Source organism: uncultured Serinicoccus sp., from assembly GCF_947500995.1.
Lineage (GTDB): Bacteria > Actinomycetota > Actinomycetes > Actinomycetales > Dermatophilaceae > Ornithinicoccus.
In genome coordinates this window covers 146,395-164,818 of the sequence record NZ_CANMUA010000006.1, presented here as the reverse complement: position 1 = coordinate 164,818, position 18,424 = coordinate 146,395, and the positions used below count along the sequence as shown (strand labels likewise).

At 74.3% G+C, this 18,424-nt stretch carries 16 protein-coding genes and 1 riboswitch; of the genes, 7 read left to right on the top strand and 9 right to left on the bottom strand.

Annotated features, from left to right (window positions below; all coding sequences use genetic code 11):
- Positions 1-56: 56 nt before the first annotated feature.
- Positions 57-1,253 (bottom strand): glycosyltransferase family 1 protein, encoded by a 1,197-nt coding sequence (locus Q0967_RS10765; RefSeq protein WP_298751420.1) that lies wholly within the window; start codon positions 1,251-1,253, stop codon positions 57-59.
- 20 nt (positions 1,254-1,273) lie between these two features.
- A complete protein-coding gene (locus tag Q0967_RS10760; protein ID WP_298751422.1) occupies positions 1,274-2,491 on the bottom strand; it encodes an NAD-dependent epimerase/dehydratase family protein in 1,218 nt (405 codons plus the stop codon).
- A 150-nt stretch (positions 2,492-2,641) separates the two neighbouring features.
- Here Q0967_RS10760 and Q0967_RS10755 point away from each other — a divergent pair, with 150 nt between their 5' ends.
- Positions 2,642-4,345 carry an ABC-F family ATP-binding cassette domain-containing protein gene (locus tag Q0967_RS10755; RefSeq protein WP_298751423.1) on the top strand — a complete coding sequence of 568 codons (1,704 nt, stop codon included), beginning with the start codon at positions 2,642-2,644 and terminating at the stop codon, positions 4,343-4,345.
- Positions 4,346-4,397: 52 nt separating this feature from the next.
- Here Q0967_RS10755 and Q0967_RS10750 read toward each other — a convergent pair whose 3' ends face one another.
- The 4 genes from Q0967_RS10750 to Q0967_RS10735 form a co-directional block, all read right to left on the bottom strand.
- Positions 4,398-5,765, bottom strand: coding sequence for a S1C family serine protease (locus Q0967_RS10750; protein WP_298751425.1), 1,368 nt, complete (start codon positions 5,763-5,765; stop codon positions 4,398-4,400).
- A 45-nt stretch (positions 5,766-5,810) separates the two neighbouring features.
- Positions 5,811-7,301, bottom strand: coding sequence for a HAMP domain-containing sensor histidine kinase (locus Q0967_RS10745; protein WP_298751427.1), 1,491 nt, complete (start codon positions 7,299-7,301; stop codon positions 5,811-5,813).
- Positions 7,302-7,318: 17 nt separating this feature from the next.
- Entirely contained in the window at positions 7,319-8,026 is a 708-nt protein-coding gene (locus Q0967_RS10740) for a response regulator transcription factor (RefSeq protein ID WP_058890526.1), read from the bottom strand.
- A gap of 399 nt (positions 8,027-8,425) precedes the next feature.
- Positions 8,426-10,096 carry a DNA repair helicase XPB gene (locus Q0967_RS10735; protein WP_298751430.1) on the bottom strand — a complete coding sequence of 557 codons (1,671 nt, stop codon included), beginning with the start codon at positions 10,094-10,096 and terminating at the stop codon, positions 8,426-8,428.
- Positions 10,097-10,329: 233 nt separating this feature from the next.
- Positions 10,330-10,460, top strand: a riboswitch (FMN riboswitch).
- On the opposite strand from Q0967_RS10735, the gene ribD reads away from it, so the two are divergent.
- From ribD to Q0967_RS10710, 5 genes are all read left to right on the top strand, one after another.
- On the top strand, positions 10,431-11,666 hold the full coding sequence (ribD, locus tag Q0967_RS10730) for a bifunctional diaminohydroxyphosphoribosylaminopyrimidine deaminase/5-amino-6-(5-phosphoribosylamino)uracil reductase RibD (RefSeq protein ID WP_367181620.1): 1,236 nt from the start codon (positions 10,431-10,433) through the stop codon (positions 11,664-11,666). It overlaps the preceding riboswitch by 30 nt.
- Positions 11,666-12,265, top strand: a complete 600-nt coding sequence (locus Q0967_RS10725; RefSeq protein ID WP_299449952.1) for a riboflavin synthase — start codon at positions 11,666-11,668, stop codon at positions 12,263-12,265. Before ribD ends, Q0967_RS10725 begins: the two co-directional genes overlap by 1 nt.
- A complete protein-coding gene (gene ribB, locus Q0967_RS10720) occupies positions 12,262-13,581 on the top strand; it encodes a 3,4-dihydroxy-2-butanone-4-phosphate synthase (RefSeq protein ID WP_299449951.1) in 1,320 nt (439 codons plus the stop codon). The genes Q0967_RS10725 and ribB overlap by 4 nt, the downstream gene beginning before the upstream one ends.
- The gene (ribH, locus tag Q0967_RS10715) at positions 13,578-14,039 is read left to right on the top strand and encodes a 6,7-dimethyl-8-ribityllumazine synthase (protein ID WP_298751439.1); all 462 of its coding nucleotides are present in this window, start codon (positions 13,578-13,580) and stop codon (positions 14,037-14,039) included. The genes ribB and ribH overlap by 4 nt, the downstream gene beginning before the upstream one ends.
- 115 nt (positions 14,040-14,154) lie before the next feature.
- A complete protein-coding gene (locus Q0967_RS10710; RefSeq protein ID WP_299449950.1) occupies positions 14,155-15,093 on the top strand; it encodes a hydroxymethylglutaryl-CoA lyase in 939 nt (312 codons plus the stop codon).
- 55 nt (positions 15,094-15,148) lie between these two features.
- On the opposite strand, the gene Q0967_RS10705 is transcribed toward Q0967_RS10710, so the two are convergent.
- Genes Q0967_RS10705 through Q0967_RS10695 form a run of 3 tightly spaced genes read right to left on the bottom strand, consistent with a single transcriptional unit; the run spans position 15,149 to position 17,630 of the window.
- Positions 15,149-16,171: a hypothetical protein gene (locus Q0967_RS10705; protein WP_299449949.1), complete on the bottom strand. Its 1,023-nt coding sequence runs from the start codon at positions 16,169-16,171 to the stop codon at positions 15,149-15,151.
- Positions 16,144-16,743 (bottom strand): hypothetical protein, encoded by a 600-nt coding sequence (locus Q0967_RS10700; protein ID WP_299449947.1) that lies wholly within the window; start codon positions 16,741-16,743, stop codon positions 16,144-16,146. The genes Q0967_RS10705 and Q0967_RS10700 overlap by 28 nt, the downstream gene beginning before the upstream one ends.
- The gene (locus Q0967_RS10695) at positions 16,740-17,630 is read right to left on the bottom strand and encodes an ABC transporter ATP-binding protein (RefSeq protein WP_299449945.1); all 891 of its coding nucleotides are present in this window, start codon (positions 17,628-17,630) and stop codon (positions 16,740-16,742) included. Before Q0967_RS10695 ends, Q0967_RS10700 begins: the two co-directional genes overlap by 4 nt.
- Positions 17,631-17,723: 93 nt before the next feature.
- Here Q0967_RS10695 and Q0967_RS10690 point away from each other — a divergent pair, with 93 nt between their 5' ends.
- On the top strand, positions 17,724-18,188 hold the full coding sequence (locus Q0967_RS10690; RefSeq protein WP_298751448.1) for an NUDIX domain-containing protein: 465 nt from the start codon (positions 17,724-17,726) through the stop codon (positions 18,186-18,188).
- The last annotated feature ends 236 nt before the right edge of the window (positions 18,189-18,424 follow it).

Sequence of the window (18,424 nt, the reverse complement as noted above, 5' to 3'; positions counted from 1 at the left end):
TGGGGCAACCATCCGCGGCGCTCGGTGGGTCGGGGGCGGGTCAGGGGGAGGAGGCCCTACTCGGGCGGGGGCAGGTCGCGGTGGGTGCGGGCGCGCAGCGGCTTGGGCACCGGGGGGCGGCCGACGTGCCGCTCGATCGCCAGCTCGTAGGAGCTCACCAGCGACTCGGTCGAGGCCCGCCAGGAGTGGGTCTGCGCATCCGCCCGGGCGGCCTGCCCCATCCGGTCCTTGAGCCCCGGCTCGAGGAGGAGCCGGCGCAGGCGGTCGGCATACCCCGCCGTGTCGCCCGGCTCGACGAGGAAGCCGGTGACGCCGTCCTCGATGACGAAGGGGATGCCCCCGGCCCGGGCGCCGACCACCGGCACCCCGCTGGCCATGGACTCCAGGGCGACCAGCCCGAGCGTCTCGGTGGTGGACGGGAAGGCGAAGGCGTCGGCGCTGGCGTAGGCCGCGGCCAGCTCCTCCCCGGCGAGGTAGCCGGTGAACACGGTCGGGGTGCCGGCGAACAGCTCCTCGAGCTCCCGGCGGGCCGGCCCCGACCCCACGAAGGCCAGCCGCGCCCCCTCACCGGCGAGCTGACGGATCGGGTCGAGCAGCTGGTCGAGGTCCTTCTCCCGGGAGAGCCGCCCCACGTAGAGGACGAGCGGCGCCTCCGGGTGCCCCCCGGTGAGCCGCTCGCGCATCTGCGTGCTGCGTCGGGACGGGTGGTAGCCCTCGGTGTCGACCGCCTTGGGCCACAGGTCGACCTCCCGGATCCCCACCTCGCGCGCCCGCTGCACCATCTGCGCGGACGTGCACAGGTTGACCTCGGCCAGGTTGTGCATCCCGGTGATCCACGCCTCGCTCGGGGCGCGCAGCAGGTGGAGCCCGTTGCCGAGCCGCGTCGTGTAGGACGGCACGTCGGTGTGGAAGCTGGCGAGCAGCGGCAGGTTGCGCCGGCGCGCCGAGATGACGCCGTAGGCCGCGAGCCACACCGGGTTGACGGCGTGCACGATGTCGGGGTGGAAGGCCTGCATGCCCCGCGCGATCCGGGCGGTGGGCAGGCCCACCATGATCTCGGGGTACCACGGCTGGAAGGACACCGACCGGACCTTGACGACCCGGTGCGGGCCGTAGCGGGCCGGCGGCTCCCCGGGCGCGAAGACGAGCGCCTCGTGCCCGAGGTCGGCGAGCTGGTCGAGGGTGCGGGTGACGCGGGTGACGACCCCGTCGACCTTGGGCAGGAAGACCTCGGTGAAGAGGGCGATGCGCATCCGGTATGCCGTCGCCGGGCTCAGGCCGTGCGTTCCACGGTGGCCCCGCGCGAGGCCGGCACGCCCGCCTGCTGCCGGGAGGTCCACACCGAGGTGCAGGGGATCTTGTCGAGGTCCGCGCGGTCGGCGTAGCGCCGGGCGACGTCCTCGACCTCCATGAGCAGGCCCTCCTCGAGCAGCGTCGGCTGCAGGCCGAGGTCGAGGAAGGTCTCGTTGTGCACGTGCAGCTCGTTCTCGGCCGCCTCGTGGCGCGGGTTGGGGACGAGCTCGACCTCGGCGTCGCTGATCCGGGCGACCAGCTCGGCCAGGTCGCGCACCCGGTGGGTCTCGGTCATCTGGTTGAAGATCTTGACGCGGTCGCCCGCGGCGGGCGGGTTCTCCAGCGCGATCTGCACGCACCGCACCATGTCCCGGATGTGGATGAAGGCCCGGGTCTGGCCGCCGGTGCCGTGCACCGTCAGCGGGTAGCCGACGGCGGCCTGCATGAGGAAGCGGTTGAGCACCGTGCCGTAGTCGCCGTCGTAGTCGAAGCGGTTGACGAGGCGCTCGTCGCGCAGCGTCTGCTCGGTGTGGGTGCCCCAGATGATGCCCTGGTGCAGGTCGGTGATACGCAGCGCGTCGTTCTTGGCGTAGTAGGCGAAGAGCTGCTGGTCCAGGCACTTCGTCATGTGGTAGATCGAGCCCGGGTTGGTGGGGTAGAGGATCTCCTGCCCCACCCGCGTGCCGTCCTCGGCGGCGATCTCGACGTCCAGGTAGCCCTCGGGGATCGCCATGCCGGCCGTGCCGTAGCCGTAGACACCCATGGTCCCCAGGTGCACCAGGTGCGCGTCCAGGCCCGTCTCGACCATGGCGCAGAGCAGGTTGTGGGTGGCGTTGGTGTTGTTGTCGACGGTGAAGCGCTTGTGCCTCGCCGACTTCATCGAGTAGGGGGCCGAGCGCTGCTCGGCGAAATGGACGACGGCGTCCGGGCGCCGCTCCTCGAGGAGGGCGACCAGGCCCTCGTAGTCCTGCGCGAGGTCGAGCTCGACGAGCTCCATGGGCCGTCCGCCGACCTGCTCCCACGCGGCCAGCCGCTCCTGCGGGCTCGCGATGGGGGTGAGCGAGGAGGCCCCGAGCTCCTCGTCGATGCGCCGGCGGACGAGGTTGTCGACGATGACGACGTCGTGGCCGAGGTCGGACAGGTGCAGCGCCGCGGGCCAGCCGCAGAAGCCGTCACCGCCGAGGACAGCGATCTTCACGGGTGACTCCTTGACGTCGGGGGCGGGCCACGGGCCGCGCGCGTGCTCGGGTCAAGGTATCAATGCCGCCGGGGAGGCCGGGTGTCGCCGGACCGGGCCGGGCCGGAAAACGGGTGGGGCGGACCGGTCGACGGCGGGCAGGATGGGCCCATGGGACACGTCGACGTCGCCGCTGTCGGCTACACCCTGCCCGACGGCCGCCCGCTGCTGCGCGACATCGGTCTGCGCGTGGGCGACGGCGCGCGGGTCGCCCTGGTCGGGCCGAACGGCAGCGGCAAGACCACCCTGCTGCGCATCGTCGCCGACAAGCTGCGCCCGCACGAGGGCTCGCTGTCCCGCAGCGGCGGGCTCGGCGTCATGCCGCAGCTCATCGGCACGATGGGCCGCGAGGTGGGCGCGGGCGACGAGCCGCCGACGGTCCGCGACCTGCTCGTCTCGGTGGCCCCTGCGGGGATCCGGGCGGCCGCCCGGGCGCTGGACGCCGCCGAGCTGGCGATCATGACCGTCGACGACGAGCCGGCCCAGCTCGCCTACGCTCAGGCGCTGGCCGACTGGGCCGACGTCGGCGGCTACGAGCAGGAGACGCTCTGGGACGTCTGCACGGTCGCGGCCCTCGGCATACCCTTCGAGCAGGCGCAGTGGCGGGGGACCGACACCCTGTCCGGCGGGGAGCAGAAGCGGCTGGCGCTGGAGGCGCTGCTGAGGGGACCCGAAGAGGTGCTGCTCCTGGACGAGCCGGACAACTACCTGGACGTCCCCGGCAAGCGGTGGCTCGAGGAGCAGCTGCGGGCCAGCCCCAAGACCGTCCTGCTCGTCAGCCACGACCGGGAGCTGCTGGCCCGCGCCGCGACCCGGGTGGCCACGCTCGAGCCCGGGGCCGCCGGGAGCACGCTGTGGGTGCACCCGGGCAGCTTCGCCACCTGGCACGAGGCGCGGGCCGAGCGCAACGCGCGGCTCGAGGAGGCCCGGCGGCGGTGGGACGAGGAGCACGCCACGCTGCGCGCGCTCATGCTGCGCTACAAGGCCAAGGCCGCCTACAACGCCGACATGGCCAGCCAGTACCAGTCGGCGCAGACCCGGCTGCGGCGTTTCGAGGAGGCGGGGCCGCCGGAGGTGGTGAGCCAGGAGCAGCGGGTCCGGATGCGGCTGCGCGGCGGGCGGACCGCCAAGCGCGCCGTGGTCTGCGAGGGTCTGGAGCTCACCGGGCTCATGCGCCCCTTCGACCTGGAGGTCTGGTACGGCGACCGGGTCGCCGTCCTCGGCTCCAACGGGTCGGGCAAGTCGCACCTGCTGCGGCTGCTCGCGGCCGGGGGCAGCGACCCCGAGCCCGGGCAGCGCCCGGTGGGCGACATCGTCCCGGCGCCGGTCCGGCACACCGGGGTGGCGCGCCTCGGCGCGCGGGTGCGTCCCGGCTGGTTCGCCCAGACGCACGACCACCCGGCCCTGCGCGGGCGCACCCTGCTGGAGATCCTGCACCGGGGGGACGAGCACCGGCGGGGTATGCCGCGCGACGAGGCCGCGCGGGCGCTCGACCGGTACGAGCTCGCGCGGGCCGGGGAGCAGCGCTTCGAGTCGCTCTCCGGGGGCCAGCAGGCGCGGCTGCAGATCCTGCTGCTGGAGCTGTCCGGGGCGACCCTGCTGCTGCTCGACGAGCCCACCGACAACCTCGACCTGCACTCCGCCGAGGCGCTGCAGGAAGGGCTGGACGCCTTCGACGGGACGGTGCTCGCGGTCACGCACGACCGGTGGTTCGCCGCGTCCTTCGACCGGTTCCTCGTCCTCGCCGCGGACGGCCGCGTGCGCGAGACCGACGGACCGGTCTGGGACGAGGGGCGCGTGGCGCGGGCCCGGTGAGGGCCGGGTGGCGCGGGACCCGTGAGGGGCCCGCGCCGCGGCGGCCGGCCGCTCAGCCCTCGTCCGGACGGGCGGCCAGGGTCACCGTGACCTCGGCCTGCTCGCCGTCGCGGATGTAGGCCACCCGCGCCTCGTCGCCGGCACCGCGCTCACGGACCTGGCCCACGAGGGCGGTCGCGCTGGTGACCGGCTCGTCGTCGATGCCCACGATGAGGTCACCGGACCGCATACCGGCCCCCTCGGCGGGGGAGCCCGGCTCCACCTGGGTGACGGCGGCACCGGTGAGCGTGGCGCCGTCCACCTCGGCCTGGGCGTTGTCGAGGCCGACGCCGAGGAAGGCGTGGGTCGCCGTGCCCGAGTCGATGAGCTGCTCGACGATGAGCTGCACCTTGCCGGAGGGGATGGCGAAGCCGATGCCGATCGAGCCGCTCTGCCCGGTGCCCCCGGTCGGGAGCGAGGCGATGGAGGAGTTGATCCCCACCAGCTCACCGGCCGCGTTGACCAGGGCGCCGCCGGAGTTGCCGGGGTTGATGGCGGCGGAGGTCTGGATGGCGTTCGTGACCACCGCGGCGCCCGGGTCGGCGGGGTCCGAGGAGGAGCCCTGCGTGGTCACCGGGCGGTCCAGGGCGCTGACGATGCCGGTCGTCACGGTCCCCGACAGCCCCAGCGGGTTGCCGACGGCCATCACCGGGTCGCCGACCCCGAGCGCGCCGTCGTCACCGAGGGCGATGGGCTGCAGGTCGTCCGGCACGGTGCCGAGCTGGAGGGTCGCGAGGTCGCTCGAGGGGTCGGTGCCGATGACCTCGGCCGGGTAGGACCGGCCGCCCGGCAGCGTCACCTGCACCTGCTGCGCGCCGGCGACGACGTGGGCGTTGGTGACGATGTGACCCTCGGTGTCCCACACGACACCCGACCCGGAGCCCTCGCCGGCCGCGCCGGCGACCGCGATGGACACCGTGCTGGGGGTGACGGCCTCGGCGATGGAGGCCCAGTCCTGCTCGCCGGAGAGGGAGACCGTCGTGCCGCGGGCGTCGCCGCTGGCCGCGCCGTCGCCGGACGCGGTGCTCTGCGCCGACCTGGGGGAGTCACCGGCCAGCTCGACGGCCGCGAAGGTGCCGCCCGAGGCCAGCAGGGCCGCGAGGACGCTCGCCACCGCGATGTCGCCGTAGCGGCGACGCTGACGGGGCGGGGTCGGGGTGGGCTGCTGCCAGGTGGACGTCGCGGCGCCCTGGTGAGCGTCGGCATACCCCTGGGGCGGGGTGGTGTCCGGGTGCGGGGTGGTCGGCACGGGGGCGGTGGCGTCGCCGGCGTCCTGCCCGTACGCCGGGCCCTGGTGCGCCGTGGTGGGCACGGGGGCGGTGGCGTCGTCGGAGCGCTGCCCGTCGAACGGGCCCTGCGGGTCGTGCTGTGGGGTGGTCATGAGACCCATGAGACCACCCGCAGGTCGGTGCTGCCTGGGTGTCGACTAGGAATCTGCTGGACGTCGGTCCGCGGGCAGCTCGACCCGGAAGGTCGCGCCCCCGCCGGGGGTGGGATGGTGCCGCACCGACCCCTGGTGGCGCGCCACGATGGCGGCCACGATGGCCAGGCCGAGGCCGGTCCCCCCGGAGGCCCGGCTGCGCGACTTGTCGGCGCGGTAGAACCGCTCGAAGACGCGCTCGGCGGTGCCCTCGTCCAGGCCGGTGCCGTGGTCGCGCACCTCGACCGCGACGGTGCCGTCGACCCGCCCGACCGCGACCTCGACCGCCGTGCCCGCCGGCGTGTGCGCGAGGGCGTTGGCCACGAGGTTGGTGAGCACCTGCCGCAGCGCGCCGTCCTCCCCGACGACCACGGGCGGGACGTCCGGCAGGCTGCCGGCCAGGGGCACGAGGCGCACGGTCCGGTCCGGGGCCCGCACCCGGGCGTCCTGCACGACGTCGGAGGCGAGCACGGTCAGGTCCACCCGGGTCGGCGCCATCTGCGGCTGGGAGTCCCAGCGGGTCAGCGTGAGCAGGTCCTCCACGAGCCGGGTCATCCGGGTGGCCTCGTCCTCGATCCGGCGCATCGCCCCGGCGACGTCCTCGGGCTCGGACATCGCCCCGAAGCGGTGCAGCTCGGCATACCCCTTGACCGTCGCCAGCGGCGTCCGGAGCTCGTGCGAGGCGTCGGCGACGAAGTCGCGCATCCGCTGCTCGGACGCCTCGCGGACGGCGAAGGAGTGCTCGATGCGGGCGAGCATGCGGTTGAGCGAGTCCGACAGCGAGCCGACCTCGTCGCGGGCGCCGTGCGGCGGGATGCGCCGGGCGAGGTCGCCCCCCGCGATGGCGGCGGCGGTGTCCTCGATGCGGGTGAGCGGGCGGAAGGCGCGGCGCACCGCGAACCAGCCCAGCACCCCGACCACCACCATGGTGGTGAGGCCGATGACGATGGTGAGGAAGGCGAGCTGCCGGGTGGTGCTGTCGACCTCGTCCAGGGGGAGGGCGACCGCGATCGTCCCGGAGACGCGGCCCTGGTCGTTCTCCAGCGGCAGCGCGAGCACCCGCCAGGTCCCCGCGCCCTTGTCGCTGCCGACGCTGAAGGGCTCCCCGAGGCGGCCGTCGTCGATGGCCACCCGGGAGAGGTCCGGGGTGTCGTCCATGCCGCGGGAGGCGAGTGAGACCGGGGGGGCCGCGTCGTCCAGGGGGGTGAGCAGGATGTAGTAGGAGTTGGGCGGCAGCCACAGCTCGGCGCTGGTGTCCTGCCGGCCGGTGGCGTCCTCGAGCAGCTGGGCCGACACCCGCTCGGCGAGCGGGGTGATGTAGGTCTCCAGGTCCGTGTCCACGCGGTCGACGAGGTAGCCGCGCAGCATGGTGATGGTCACCGACGTCGTGAGGAGGTAGGCGGCGAGGACGAGCAGGACCAGCACCGTCACCAGGCGGCGGGTGAGGGAGAGTCCGTGGAGCTTGGTGTAGGCGGCGCGGCGCAGGTGCTGCAGCACGGGAGCGGTATGCCGCCTCAGCGCGGCTCGCGCAGCACGTAGCCCACGCCGCGCTTGGTGTGGATGAGGGGTTCGCCGACGACGTCGATCTTGCGCCTCAGGTAGGAGATGTAGGACTCGACGATGTTCATCTCGCCGCGGAAGTCGTAGTCCCATACGTGGTCGAGGATCTGGCTCTTGGAGAGCACCCGCCCGGGGTTGAGCATGAGGTAGCGCAGCAGCTTGAACTCGGTGGGGGAGACCTCGATGACCTTGCCGGCGCGACGCACCTCGTGGCTGTCCTCGTCGAGCTCGAGGTCGGCCACCCGCAGCGCGTGGTCGTCGCCCTCGTCGGCCACCCGGGTGCGGCGCAGCACGGCCCGGATGCGCGCCACGACCTCCTCGAGGCTGAACGGCTTGGTGACGTAGTCGTCACCGCCGACGGTCAGGCCCTTGATCTTGTCGTCGAGGGAGTCCTTGGCGGTGAGGAAGACGATGGGCAGGTCCAGCCCGCGCTCGCGCAGCGTGCGGGTGACGGTGAAGCCGTCCATGTCGGGGAGCATGATGTCGAGCACGGCCAGGTCGAAGTCGTGCTCGCCGGAGAGCTGGAGCGCGCTGCGCCCGTCCGGCGCGGCGTGCACGGAGAAGCCGGCGAACCGCAGGCTCGTCGTGAGCAGCTCGCGGATGTTCGTCTCGTCCTCGACGACGAGGAGCGTGGCCTCCGGCTCGGTCTGGCTCGCGGTCATACACCCATGGTGCGCGCGCAGCCTGGAACTTTCCTGGGAATCCCCTGCGCGCCCCGCCCTGCGCCGGACGCGTGCTCAGGCTCCACCGGACGCCTGTTCCGACTCCACAGGACGCGTGCTCAGGCTCCACCGGACGTCTGTTCCGACTCCACCGGACACGCGCTTGGTGAGCTCCGGACTCGCGATGGGTGCGCCAGAGACCCGACCGTGCGCTCGGTGTATGCCGACCACGCGTCCGGTGCGTGCTGACCACGCGTCCGGTGCGTGCTGACCACGCGTCCGGTGTATGCCTACGACGCGTCTGGTGCGTGCTGACGACGCGCTCGGTGTATGCCGACCACGCGTCCGGTGCGTGCTGACGACGCGTCCGGTGCAGGAGGGGGCCGGGGTGAGGCGGGGTCAGGCGGATCCGGGGGTGGCGGCGTCGAGGTCGTCGGCGTCGACGATGCGGTAGGCGTAGCCCTGCTCGGCGAGGAAGCGCTGCCGGTGGGCGGCGAACTCGGCGTCGACCGTGTCGCGGGCGACGAGGGTGTAGAAGTGGGCCGTCCGGCCGTCGCCCTTGGGCCGCAGGACGCGACCCAGCCGCTGGGCCTCCTCCTGGCGGGACCCGAAGGTGCCCGACACCTGGATCGCCACGCTCGCCTCGGGCAGGTCGATGGAGAAGTTCGCGACCTTGCTCACGACGAGCAGGCTGATCTCGCCCTCACGGAACTGCCGGAACAGCTCCTGCCGCTGCGCCACGGTCGTCTCGCCGGTGATGAGCGGCGCGTCGAGGCGGCCGGAGAGCTGCTCGAGCTGGTCGAGGTACTGGCCGATGACCAGCGTCGGCTGCCCCTCGTGGCGGCCGACCAGCTGCTCGACCACCGCATCCTTGGCGGGGGCGCAGGCGGCGAACCGGTACCGCTCGTCCGGCTCGGCCACGGCATACGCCATCCGCATGGAGTCGGACAGGCTCACCCGGACCTCCACGCAGTCGGCGGGAGCGATGTAGCCCTGCGCCTCGATGTCCTTCCAGGGGGCGTCGAAGCGCTTGGGCCCGATGAGCGAGAACACGTCGGACTCGCGCCCGTCCTCACGCACCAGCGTGGCGGTCAGCCCGAGGCGGCGGCGGGCCTGCAGGTCGGCGGTCATCCGGAAGATCGGTGCCGGCAGCAGGTGCACCTCGTCGTAGAGGATGAGGCCCCAGTCGCGCGCGTCGAGCAGGTCGAGGTGCGGGTAGACGCCCTTCCGCTTGAGGGTCAGCACCTGGTAGGTCGCAATCGTCACCGGCCGGATCTCCTTGCGGGACCCGGAGTACTCGCCGATCTCGTCCTCGGTGAGCGTCGTGCGCCGCAGCAGCTCCTCGCGCCACTGCCGGGCGCTGACGGTGTTGGTGACGAGGATGAGCGTGGTCGTCGACGACCGGGCCATGGCCCCGGCGCCGACCAGCGTCTTGCCCGCCCCGCAGGGCAGCACGACGACGCCCGAGCCGCCGTCCCAGAAGCCGTCGACGGCCTGCTGCTGGTAGGGCCGCAGCGACCAGTCCGCCTCGTCGAGCCCGATGGGGTGCGCCTCACCGTCGACGTAGCCCGCCAGGTCCTCGGCGGGCCAGCCCACCTTGAGGAGCTCCTGCTTGAGGTGGCCGCGCTCGGAGGCGTGGACCCGCACCGTGTCGTCGTCGACGCGGTCCCCGACCAGCGGCTGGATCTTCTTGTGCCGCAGCACCTCCGCGAGCACGGCCCGGTCGGTGGTGCGCAGCAGCAGGACGGGCTCGTCCTCGTCGGCGACGACCTCCTTGGTGAGCGTCAGCCGGCCGTACCGCGCCATGGTCTCGGCGACGTCCACCAGCAGCGACTGCGGGACGGGGTAGCGGCTGTGCTCGAGGAGCGCGTGCACGACCTGCTCGGCGTCGTGGCCGGCGGCGCGCGCGTTCCACAGGCCGAGCGGCGTCACCCGGTAGGTGTGCACGTGCTCCGGCGCGCGTTCGAGCTCGGCGAAGGGCGCGATGTCGCGCCGCGCCGCCTCGGCACGGTCGTGGTCGACCTCGAGGAGGAGGGTCTTGTCGGACTGGACGATCAGGGGGCCGTTCATCGTGGGCTCAACGGTATGCCGCCCCTCCCGCATTCCGCGCGGGCGCCGCGGGCCTGTTGCCCGGCGGGGCGGTGGCAACCATGTGGGGCGCCCGGTGGGGGTGGTGGCAACCATTCGCGGCGCCCGGTGGGAGCGGTGGCAACCATTCGCGGCGCCCGGTGGGAGCGGTGGCCACCATTCGCGGCGCTCGGTGGGAGCGGTCCGGACGCGGGTCTACACTGGTGGCGAACGACATACGCGCTCCGGGGTCGGTGCAACTCCGAGCCGGCGGTGACAGTCCGCGACCCGACCGCAGCCAGCGGCCGGTTGACCTGGTGCAACTCCAGGACCGACGGTGAAAGTCCGGAAGGGAGGCAGCGCGGGTCGGCGGGTCCTCCCGTCGCCGTCTCGTCGGGCCGACGGCCCGACCTCGGCGACGACCCGCCCCGACCTCGTCCTCCCCACGCCCCCGGGCATCGACCGGGAAGGACGTGAGGTGACCGCCACCCAGCAGTCGACGATCGCCGACGCCGCCCTGCAGCCAGCCCTGGACCGCGCCGTCGACCTGGCCCGCCGCGGCCCCGCCCGAGACCCCAACCCCCGCGTCGGCTGCGTCCTCCTCGCGCCGGACGGCTCCCTCGTCGCCGAGGGGGCCCACCGCGGCGCCGGCACCCCGCACGCCGAGACCGCCGCCCTGGCCGCCGCCGGTGACGCCGCCCGCGGGGCGACCGCCGTCGTGACCCTCGAGCCCTGCACGCATCACGGTCGCACCCCGCCGTGCGCCACCGCGCTCGTCGAGGCCGGTGTCGCCGCCGTGGTGTATGCCGTGCCCGACGTCACCGCCGCGGGCGGCGGTGCCCAGGTGCTCGCCGCCGGCGGGGTGGACGTGCGGCGGGAGCCGCACCCCGGGGCCGAGGACCTCGTCGCCGACTGGGCCCGCGCCGCCCGCCTGGGCCGCCCGCACGTCACCTGGAAGGTCGCCAGCACCCTGGACGGCCGGGTGGCGGCCGCCGACGGCTCCAGCCGGTGGATCACCTCCCCGCAGGCCCGGGAGGCCGCCCACGCCCTGCGCTCGCGGGTCGGCGCCGTGCTCGTCGGGACCGGCACCGCCCTCGTCGACGACCCGGGCCTCACCGCCCGGGACGGGACCGGTGCGCTGCTGCCCGAGCAGCCGCTGCGCGTGGTCGTCGGGACGCGGGACCTGCATCCCGGCTCCCGGCTCGCGACGGCTGTCGCGGACGGCGCCGGCCGCGAGTCCGTCGACGCGGACGACCCCCGCCCCGGCGAGGTCGTCCACCTGCGCACCCACGACCCGGCCGAGGTCCTCGCCGACCTGCGCGGCCGGGGGGTGCACGGCGTGCTGCTCGAGGGTGGTCCGACGCTCGGCGGCGCCTTCTGGCGGGCCGGGCTCGTGGACGAGCTGCTCGTCCACCTCGCCCCCGCCCTGCTCGGCGCCGGCCCGCACGCCGTCCCCGACCTCGGCATTGGCACCATCGCCGACGCCGCCCGCCTCGAGCTGGTCGAGGTCACGACGCTCGGCCCCGACCTGCAGCTGCGGCTGCGCCCCACCACACCCGCCCAGGAGGACTGATGTTCACCGGCATCGTCGAGGAGCTCGGCACGCTGCTCACCCGGACCGACGGCCCGGACGCCAGCGTCGTCGAGATCCGCGGCCCCCAGGTGGTCGCCGACGCCACGCACGGCGCCTCGATCAGCGTCAACGGGGTCTGCCTGACGGTGACCCGGCACACCGAGGAGGGCTTCGAGGCCGACGTCATGGCCGAGACGCTGGCCGTCACCACCCTCGGTGCCCTCGCCCCGGGCGACCCGGTCAACCTGGAGCGCTCGCTGCCGGTCACCGGGAGGCTCGGTGGCCACATCGTCCAGGGCCACGTCGACGGCACCACGACCGTGCTCTCCCGCACCCCGGGGGAGAGGTGGGAGGTCGTGCGGCTGGCGCTGCCACCGCGCCTGGCCCGCTACGTCGCCCACAAGGGCTCGGTCGCCCTCGACGGGGTGTCCCTCACCGTGTCGGCCGTGGGGCCGGACTGGTTCGAGGTCTCGCTCATCCCCACCACGCTGGAACTCACGACGCTGGGCCGTCGTCAGCCCGGTGACGCGCTCAACGTCGAGGTCGACGTGCTCGCGAAGTATGCCGAGCGGCTGCTCGACCCGGAGCTGGCCCGATGAGCGCCGGGGGAGTGCAGCAGGCGCTGGCCGCGCTGCGTGCGGGACGCCCGGTGCTCGTGCTCGACGACGAGGACCGGGAGAACGAGGGTGACGTCGTGCTCTCGGCGCAGACGCTGACCCCGGCGTGGACGGGGTGGGCGGTCCGGCATACCTCGGGCTTCCTGTGCGCGCCGATGCCGGCCGAGGTCGCCGACCGCCTCGACCTGCCGGTCATGGTGCGCGACAACGAGGACGACCTGCGGACGGCCTACACCGTCACCGTGGACGCGGCGGTCGGCGTCACCACCGGCATCAGCGCCGGGGACCGCTGCCGCACCGCGCGGGTGCTCGCCGACCCGGGCAGCGGCCCCGCCGACCTGCGCCGGCCCGGACACCTCATCCCGCTGCGCGCCCGCGCGGGCGGGGTGCTGACCCGGCCCGGGCACACCGAGGCGACCGTCGACCTGTGCCGGCTCGCCGGGCTCGCGCCGGTCGGGGTCATCGGCGAGCTCGTCGACGACGAGGGGGAGATGCTGCGCGGTCCCCAGGTCCACGCCCTGGCCGCCGAGCACGACCTGCCCGTCATCACCATCGCCGAGCTCGTCACCTACCGGCAGCGCCACGACCGGGTCGAGCGCGTCGCCAGCTCGGTCCTGCCGACCGAGCACGGCGAGCTGGTAGTCCACGGCTACCGCGACCTCGTCACCGGCATCGAGCACCTCGCGCTGCTGGGGCAGCCGGACCCCGGCCCGCGACCGCTGGTGCGCGTGCACTCCGAGTGCCTCACGGGGGAGGCCCTGGGGTCCCGCCGCTGCGACTGCGGCCCGCAGCTGCAGGACGCCCTGGCCCGGGTCGCCCGCGAGGGCGGCGCCGTGGTCTACCTGCGCGGTCACGAGGGTCGTGGCGTCGGCATCATCGACAAGCTGCGCGCCTACGCCGAGCAGGACCACGGCCTCGACACCGTCGCCGCGCAGGAGGCGCTGGGGCTGCCGGTGGACGCCCGCGACCACACCCCCGCCGCCGCGATCCTCGAGGACCTCGGTCTGGCCGGTCGGCCGCTGCGCCTGCTGACGCACAACCCGGACAAGGTGGCGGCGCTCACCGGGCTGGGCCTCACCGTCGCCGAGACCGTGCCCTCCGGGCGGCCCGCGCCGGCCGAGGCGGCGGCATACCTGCGCACCAAGGTGGAGCGGCTGGGGCACCTGCCCCACCTGTCCGTCGAGGCGCATCCCCCGACCGTGCCTTCTGGACATCGGTTCCTGGGCGAGGGGTCCCAGGAACCGATGTCCAGAACCGACGACCCCCGCCAGACCCACGAGAGCAGGAGCACAGCATGAGCGGCCACGGAGCCCCCACCATCAGCGTCGACGGACGCGGCCTGCGGGTTGCCGTGGTCGCGGCGTCCTGGCACACCACGGTCATGGACGGCCTGCTGGACGGGTCGCGTCGAGGGCTGCAGGAGGCCGGGGTCGAGGACGTGCGCGAGGTGCGGGTGCCGGGCAGCTTCGAGCTGCCGGTGGCCGCCGCGCGCCTGGCCCGGGAGGGGTATGACGCGGTCGTCGCCCTCGGCGTCGTCATCCGCGGGGGCACGCCGCACTTCGACTACGTGTGCCAGGCGGCGACCTCCGGGCTCACCCAGGTGAGCGTCGAGACCGGCGTGCCCGTGGGGTTCGGCGTCCTGACCTGCGACGACGAGGCCCAGGCGCTGGACCGGGCGGGCCTGCCGGAGTCGCAGGAGGACAAGGGGCACGAGGCGGCCAGCGCGGCCGTCGCCACCGCCCTCGCCCTGCGCTGAGCCCGACAGCCGACGACACGCCCATACCCCTCGGTCCACCTGGACACCCGCACACCTGCCGGACGTCCTCGGTCGCCGGCGTCCCTGCCCCGACGGCATCTGACAGGCTGGCGCCATGACGCGCACGCTGCCGATGACCGAGCCGACGCCAGGGATGCCGGACCGGGTGACCATTTACGAGGTCGGGCCGCGCGACGGCCTGCAGAACGAGAAGTCGGTCGTGTCCACGCAGGTCAAGGCCGAGTTCGTGCGTCGCCTGCTGGCCGCCGGGCTGACCACGGTCGAGCTCACCAGCTTCGTCCCGCAGACGTGGGTCCCGCAGCTGGGGGACGCCGAGGAGCTGCTCGACCTGCTGGGAGAGGACGGTCTGGGGCAGCAGCGCCCGGTGCTCGTGCCCAACGAGCGCGGCCTCGACCGGGCGCTGGAGAAGGGCGTCAGCTCGGTCGCGATCTTCGGCAGCGCCACCGAGACCTTCGCGCAGAGGAACCTCAACCGCTCGGTGGCCGCGTCGGTCGAGATGTTCGCGCCCGTCGTGAAGCGCTCCCTCGACGCCGGGGCCTGGGTGCGCGCCTACGTCTCCATGTGCTTCGGCGACCCCTGGGAGGGGCCGGCTCCGGTCGAGCAGGTGGTCGACGCCTGCTCACGGCTCATGGACCTCGGCTGCGACCAGCTGTCCCTCGGCGACACGATCGGTGTCGGGACGAGCGGTCACGTCCTGCGGCTGCTCGACGCCCTGGACGACGCCGGGATCGGTATGGAGCAGGTCGCCGTCCACTTCCACGACACCTACGGCCAGGCGCTCGCCAACACCATGGCCGCCATCCGTCGGGGGGTGCGGGTCGTCGACGCCTCGACCGGCGGGCTCGGCGGGTGCCCCTACGCGAGGTCGGCCACGGGCAACCTGGCCACCGAGGACCTGGTGTGGGCGCTGGACGGGCTCGGCATCGAGCACGGCGCCGACCTGGACGCCCTCGTGGCCACCAGCACCTGGATGGCCGAGCAGCTCGGCCGCCCTGCCCCCTCCCGCGTGGTCAAGGCGCTCGCCGGCGGCTGAGGGGCGCCGGGCGACCCGGGGCGGCAACCACACGCGGCGCTCGGTGGGTCGTGCGTCAGGTGCCGGTGATGTCGCGGCGTCGGTAGCCCACGGCCCCGAGGCCGAGCAGCAGCGCGGCCAGGCCGGTCATCCCCAGGACGACGGGCCAGTCCATGTCCTCCACCGGCAGCTGCGGCAGCGGCGACCAGGGAGTCAGCTCGGTCAGCCACTCCGGCAGGTCCAGCGCCGGTCCGACCCAGACCATGACGAGGCTCCAGGCCACGACCACCCAGGTGATCCATGCCAGCCTCGGCGCCCAGCCGTGCAGCAGCACGGCGATGCCGAGCACCAGCAGACCGCCCGGCGCGAGCGCAGCCCCGGCGCCGGCCACCTCCGCCACGATGCCCCAGTCGCCGGTGGCGCGGGCCTGGTTGAGCGCCATGACCGCGCCGACCGCGACCAGCATCAGCGCCGGGGCGAGCGCGGCGACGAGCAGGTATGCCCCGAGCAGCCGCCCCCGGGTGGCCCCGGTCGAGAGCACCAGCTCGGCGTGGCCACGCTCCTCCTCGGCCGCGAGACGGGAGAAGAGCTGGACCGCGACGACGGCGATGAGCACGGCGATGATCGCCAGCAGGGCCACGAAGAACGCGTCGACGAGCTGTTCGGCACCGCCGCCCATCCGCTGGAAGATGAGGCGCAGCTGGGGCACCTGCTCGAGCATGTCGTCGAAGGCCGTCGACAGCGACCCCATCGCCAGGGCGAAGAGCAGCAGCCCGATCGTCCAGCCGATCACCTGCCCCCGCTGGAGCCGTCGCACCAGCGCCCCGGGGGTGGCCAGGGACGCCACCGCCTCGGCCCGGCCCCGCCGCGCGGCCCACAACCCGGACCCGTGGTCCCGTCGCCTCTCCAACCCCACCGCCAGCGCCAGCAGCGCCAGCGCCGTCACCGCGGGGAGCACGAGCACCCACCAGCGCTCGTCGGCATACGGCCGGGCCAGCGCCATCCACTGCACCGGCGACGCCCACGCGAGCTCGCGCACCGTCTCGTCGGTCGAGCCGTCGGCCACCGCCCTCAGGGTGTATGCCGCGGCGAGGTCCACAGGCCGAGCGCCTTGGCGGTGCGCGCCGAGGCGGTGAGCTGGGCGGCGACCGCCCCGACGCCGGCGAAGGTCGCCCCGACCAGCGCCAGCCCCGCGCCGAAGGCCACCGAGCCGGCGACCGGCTCGCCGACGGCGGTCATCGAGGCCGCCACCGCCACCCCGAGCGCCGCGCAGGCGAGGAGCGTGACGAGCACCCCGGCCACCAGCGGGGCGTGCCGACCGGTCGCTCCGGAGCGCAGCAGCTCGGTGCGCCCGTCCTCCTCCTCCGCGCGGGTGGAGCGCACCACCCCGAGGACCGCCATGATCCCGGACATCGCGGCGACGAAGGTGCCCACGCGCCATACCGTGAACCCGCCCGCGCTGGTGAGGTCGACCGGCGGCCCGAGCATCGCCCGCATGGTCGGGTTGTTGGTCATCGTCGCGATGAGCAGGTCGGCGTTGCCCGGGTCGACGATCTGCTCGTAGGCCGCCGCCGTGAGCGGCACCACCGAGGTGAGGGCGAGCACCCAGGCGAGGTAGAACCACCGGCTGCGCCGCAGCGCGAGCCGCACCAGGGAGCCCAGCCCGGTCATCGCCCGGACTCGTCGTAGTGCCGCAGGAAGAGCTCCTCCAGCGTCGGGGGCGTCGACGTGATCGACCGGATCCCGAGCGCCGAGAGCCGAGACATGACCTGGCCGAGCTCGGTGTCGTCCACCTGGCAGGTGATGCGGTGGCCGTCGAGCTCGGCGTCGTGGACGCCGGGCGCCGTGGCCAGGCCCTCCGGGACGGGGGCGGCCAGCTCGGCGACGACGAGCGTGCGGGTGAGGTGGCGCAGCTCGGCGAGGGTGCCGGACTCGACGACCTGGCCGGAGCGGATGATCGAGACCCGGTCGCACAGGTGCTCCACCTCGGAGAGGATGTGGCTGGAGAGCAGCACGGTGCGCCCCCGCCCGCGCTCCTCGGAGATGACCGCGCGGAACTGCGCCTCCATGAGCGGGTCGAGCCCGCTGGTGGGCTCGTCGAGGAGCAGCAGCTCGACGTCCGAGGCCAGGGCGGCCACGAGCCCGACCTTCTGGCGGTTGCCCTTGGAGTAGGTCGTGCCCTTCTTGGTGGGGTCGAGGTCGAAGCGCTCCAGCAGCGCCGCCCGGCGGGCCGGGTCGGTGCCCCCGCGCAACCGCCCCAGGAGGTCGATGACCTCGCCCCCGGTGAGGTTGGGCCACAGGGCCACGTCGCCGGGGACGTAGGCCAGCCGGCGGTGCAGCGCGGGGGCGTCCGACCACGGGTCGCCGCCCAGCAGCCGGGCGGTGCCGGAGTCGGCCCGCAGCAGCCCCAGCAGCACCCGGATCGTCGTCGACTTGCCGGAGCCGTTCGGGCCGAGGAAGCCGTGCACCTCACCGGTCGCCACCTGCATCGACAGCCCGTCGAGGGCGGTGGTGCGCCCGAACCGCTTGGTCACCTCCTGGAGCTCGATGGCGTTCATGTGGCGGACGCTACTCCTGTGGCGCGGCCCGGGGGGAGGTCCTGGCCCGTCGGTCGCACGCGCCGGGGCGGTGCCTGGCCCTACAGTGGCCCGGTGGACATCGTGACCGAGGACGGGCCGAGCGCGAGCCAGTACCTCCCGCCGACGTACATCCGGGTGCTCGCCCTCGCGCTCATCCGGCACCCGTCCTCCGGCGCCCTCTTCGTCACCGAGTACCTCGACCCCGCCCGCGGCGAGAGCCTGCACCGGCCGGCCGGCGGCGGCATCGAGTTCGGGGAGACCGCCGAGCAGGCGCTGCGCCGCGAGTTCCGCGAGGAGTTCGACACCGAGATCGAGGTGGGCGAGCGGGTCGCCGTGCTGGAGAACATCTTCGTCTTCAACGGCCGCCCGGGCCACGAGTGGGTGGTCCTGCACGAGGCCCGCTTCCTCGACGAGGCGATGCACGGGCCCGGGCCGCACCCGGTGCTCGACGCGCCCACCGACCTGGGGGTCTGGCGCCCGGCCACCGGCACCGACCTGCCCCGCCTCGTCCCGGACGCGCTCACCGACCTGCTCTGAGGGCATACCTGCGAGGTATGCCGCGACGCGCCCGGGGCGGACCGGCTCAGCCGCGCACGTGAGCGCCTGAGCCGGTGGCGACGGGCGAGTCGCCCGGCCCCAGCGTGCACGTGAACGCTGGGACCGACGCGGAGGCGGACAGGGAGCCGACCGGCATACTGGTCGGTATGGCGGTGGGCGAGGACGGCCGGTGGCGCCCAGGATCGGCTGAGGACCTACGCAGGGAGTCGGCGGCG